The sequence below is a fragment of the Verrucomicrobiales bacterium genome (assembly GCA_016793885.1).
GTDB lineage: Bacteria > Verrucomicrobiota > Verrucomicrobiia > Limisphaerales > UBA11320 > UBA11320.
The window spans coordinates 1-3,226 of the sequence record JAEUHE010000038.1; the positions used below are offsets into that span (position 1 = coordinate 1).

At 55.3% G+C, this 3,226-nt stretch carries 3 protein-coding genes and 1 pseudogene; 1 reads left to right on the top strand and 3 read right to left on the bottom strand.

Features of this window, described 5'->3' with window-relative positions; genetic code table 11:
• Nucleotides 1-79: 79 nt before the first annotated feature.
• Nucleotides 80-721, top strand: coding sequence for an ISAzo13 family transposase (locus JNN07_04935; GenBank protein ID MBL9167064.1), 642 nt, complete (start codon nucleotides 80-82; stop codon nucleotides 719-721).
• 54 nt (nucleotides 722-775) lie between these two features.
• Here JNN07_04935 and JNN07_04940 read toward each other — a convergent pair.
• The 3 genes and pseudogenes from JNN07_04940 to JNN07_04950 form a co-directional block, all read right to left on the bottom strand.
• Nucleotides 776-930 (bottom strand): annotated as a pseudogene (locus JNN07_04940) (IS3 family transposase).
• A gap of 494 nt (nucleotides 931-1,424) precedes the next feature.
• Complete coding sequence (locus JNN07_04945) at nucleotides 1,425-1,901, bottom strand: Mov34/MPN/PAD-1 family protein (GenBank protein ID MBL9167065.1); 477 nt, start codon at nucleotides 1,899-1,901, stop codon at nucleotides 1,425-1,427.
• Nucleotides 1,889-3,226: ThiF family adenylyltransferase (locus tag JNN07_04950; GenBank protein MBL9167066.1), on the bottom strand; the 1,338-nt coding region annotated here is incomplete at its 5' end. The genes JNN07_04950 and JNN07_04945, both read right to left, overlap by 13 nt.

Here is a 3,226-nt window from a genome sequence, read left to right on the forward strand (position 1 = left end):
TGAAAGATCATTGTTTTGGTAAGCCAATAAAACCTTTTCACGCAAATCGAGTGAGTAGGCTTTCATGATTCACCTCTGCATGATTCATTTGAAAATATTAAGTATAGACTATGTAACTGAGACGGCTAATTGTTGCTGTAAAGTCAATACAAAACTTAACCATCCGGGCCGTAGAACTCTCAAGATCTGTTCGCTGGCGTACGTGCTGGGGCGTGTTTCACGCTCATGCGGTGTTGTCAAGCCAGCCCCGGTGAATGCTTACGGTGGTGGTACGGCATGGGCCGCCGGAGCTATCCGCAGGCACGAACGCCTGCTGATCAGCGCCGACGCTGGCGGCAGCAATGGCTACCGCCTGCGCGCGTGGAAGTGGGAGCTGCAGCGCCTGGCCAACGAAATCGGCCTGTGTGTGGAGGTCTGTCACCTGCCGCCGGGCACCAGCAAGTGGAACAAGATCGAACACCGTCTGTTCGCCAGCATCAGCCACAACTGGCGCGGGCAGCCACTGCTCACTTACGAGACGGTGGTGCAGTTGATCGGCGCCACTCGTACCCGCACCGGTCTGACCGTGCATGCCGAACTGGACACCGACCGCTATCCGACCGGCATCAAGATCAGCGATGAACAAATGGCGCAGATCAATCTCCATAAGGATGCTTTTCACGGTGAATGGAATTACATGATTGCGCCGGAAGGTCAGAAAAAAATTGATCCATTTGTTTGAAAACGGGTCCTAATTACGAGAGTTTGATTTAGTTTTTTGGAAACGGTTCCTTACTACCCAGCGGCGCAGCGTCTCGGCCGTGCAGCCGATCTTTTGGCGGCAATCGACACGATCGCTGCCCACTGCGAGTCGTGCTGCCCCTGTGCCTCCGCGACCATGCGCACGGCGCGCTCCTGAACCTCGGGCGAAAACTTCATTGATGCTTTCATGGCTCCATCCTCTCAAAGGGGGGGCCTCCTCGAAACCCGGGGCGGTTCAGTCTGCTCTATTTATGGCTTTAAGTTTGCTTATGCATCCATGGTCGCACTACTAACAGGAAGCCAGTGGTCAAGTGCTGCCCTGAGTACATGGCTTTCAAGGTATCCACAACCTGCTTGCTGTAAATCAGGAGCATGAGATACGCGAGCAATATTTGGCCAACAAGATACTGAAGTTATCAGTGTACTTTTGCTAAAACGGATATCAACCACCATACGCAGAATTTAGCAGTATTCGTCGCATTTCTGTGGTTCATACCGATCACATGTAAATGCCTGGTTTTTCTCCCCCTCTCCCAAACCCCTCTCCCGCGAGGGGCGAGGGGCTGAAAAGCGAAGCCTTCTGGTGTGATCGGTATCAGCCTTTTAGCCATAGTACTGAGCCAAAGTGAGTTTTCGAATAGCTTTAGGTCGTTGGTTAACACAAGCAAATCGTTTATCAACTCCTACTCCACTGGAAAAAATACCGAACCGTAACCTGAGCACGGCACCAATTCGATATACAAAGCTCTTCGCCCAACAATGACAGCCAGCAGAGGCCGTTGGTCTAGTCGCTTGGCTGACAAGCGGTTCCATTCCGATCTGTCGATACCAGACGGGGTGGGATTATCTTCTGGATGGGTGTGCCATTCCCCCAAATAGCGAATGGTTCCTTGGCTCGCCGACCATTTGGCCAGTGCAATAGCCTTGTGGCCGAATGGCATTCTCTCGAACAGGTAGCGAAACCGTTTATCCCATGCCGTGGGAACCGTTGCATGCTCAATGAGCATGTGAGCTCCATGGACCGAACCGAGTAGCAGCCCGCCAGCTTCGCAGTCAGAATCACTGGCCTGGACATGCTGACAGAAGGTCTCCAGCGTGGACTTCGAGAAATGCAGCAGCGTTCTGTTGTCGTCGGCCGCCCAAGAACTCATGAACTGCATAAGGGACATTCCCGATCCCGCAGCGGATCGCAATCGGGTGTGGAAAGCTGCTGGGCGCGGTCGATCAACCTGGTTCGCAACGCGGGGGAATAGACGCCGTTGACCCAATCAATGGTCATCTCAGCGCCCAGGCTGGCAGCGTGCACCGACACCGAAGCGGGGAATGGCACGTACAAGCCCTCGCATCCATGTCCCGCCAAAAAGGCAGGAAGAGGATCAATGGTAGAACGGAGCTCGCCTCTTCTGTTGCTATGCCAAAGACATCGATAGCACGCATTAGATGTTTTCGTCCTCAGGAGCGCACGGACAGCCGTTCCCGGCCCCTCGATCCAGACCGAAAGCATGGGAGTCGGAGGCGGATAGCGGCCGCACAGCCAATGCCCGAGGGATTCTTCCCCGGTGGCATCTATGAGCAGGTCCAGCTCTCCCAGTTGGGCCTGCCTGACATCCACGGGCAGCGCACGAATCTCGGCGCCTGGCGCCAAGCGCTTGAGTTCCTTCGCCATAGCCTCGGCTTTGTTCGACAGCAGGTCCGGGAATCCCAGGCGATGACGCCCGATGTTTTGCGGGAGAAGGTAGTCGAAATCCACCAACGTGAGTTTTCCGCCGCATGTCCCCGCCCCAGCCTTGACGAGCATGTCTGACAGATAGCCGCCGATCGTGCCGCACCCAACGACGGCGATGTTCTTCCCTGCAAGCGTCTTCGATTTCGGCATGTTCCGCTGGGCAAGGTACCGATCGTCAATTCTGACCACCGAAATGGGCATCACCTTCAATCCATAGCTCGAATCCCTGCGATCTACGAGCTTGCTCATTTGGACAGGACTTTGGCGGTCGTAGAGAACCGCAAAGCCATAGGTCATCAGCGGAGACTCGATGACGATCAGAACTCCGTTGGCCTTCTTCCTCTCCCCCTCATTGATACGCTCGCGAATCTTGCGCCGGCACCGGGGGTCAAGAGTGCTCTGCCACGCCAGGATATCCCCGACTGTTTCAGGAGGCCAATTGCTAGTCAGAGGGCGCGGTTGAGCACCAGTCTTTACCCGGTAAGTCAGCACCGTTCTATCGGTGACTTGGTAGCCGAGCGACTTCAGCTTCTCAGTTGTTCGATCTTCGTTGTCGGTGATGAACCACAAGGGGTACCCATTGGCCTGCGCGACTATGCAGTTCTGTCGCCCTAGATCCTCGCCTTGCATGTCCACGAAACAATGCCAGCCGTGCCAATAGGCGAAGAACTCTTCCGCGAGGTCTTCGATCATCTCCCCCTGCATGATCTGCCCGAACACGACGGCCGCGCGTTGCAGGCACGCCAGCGACTGTCCGAC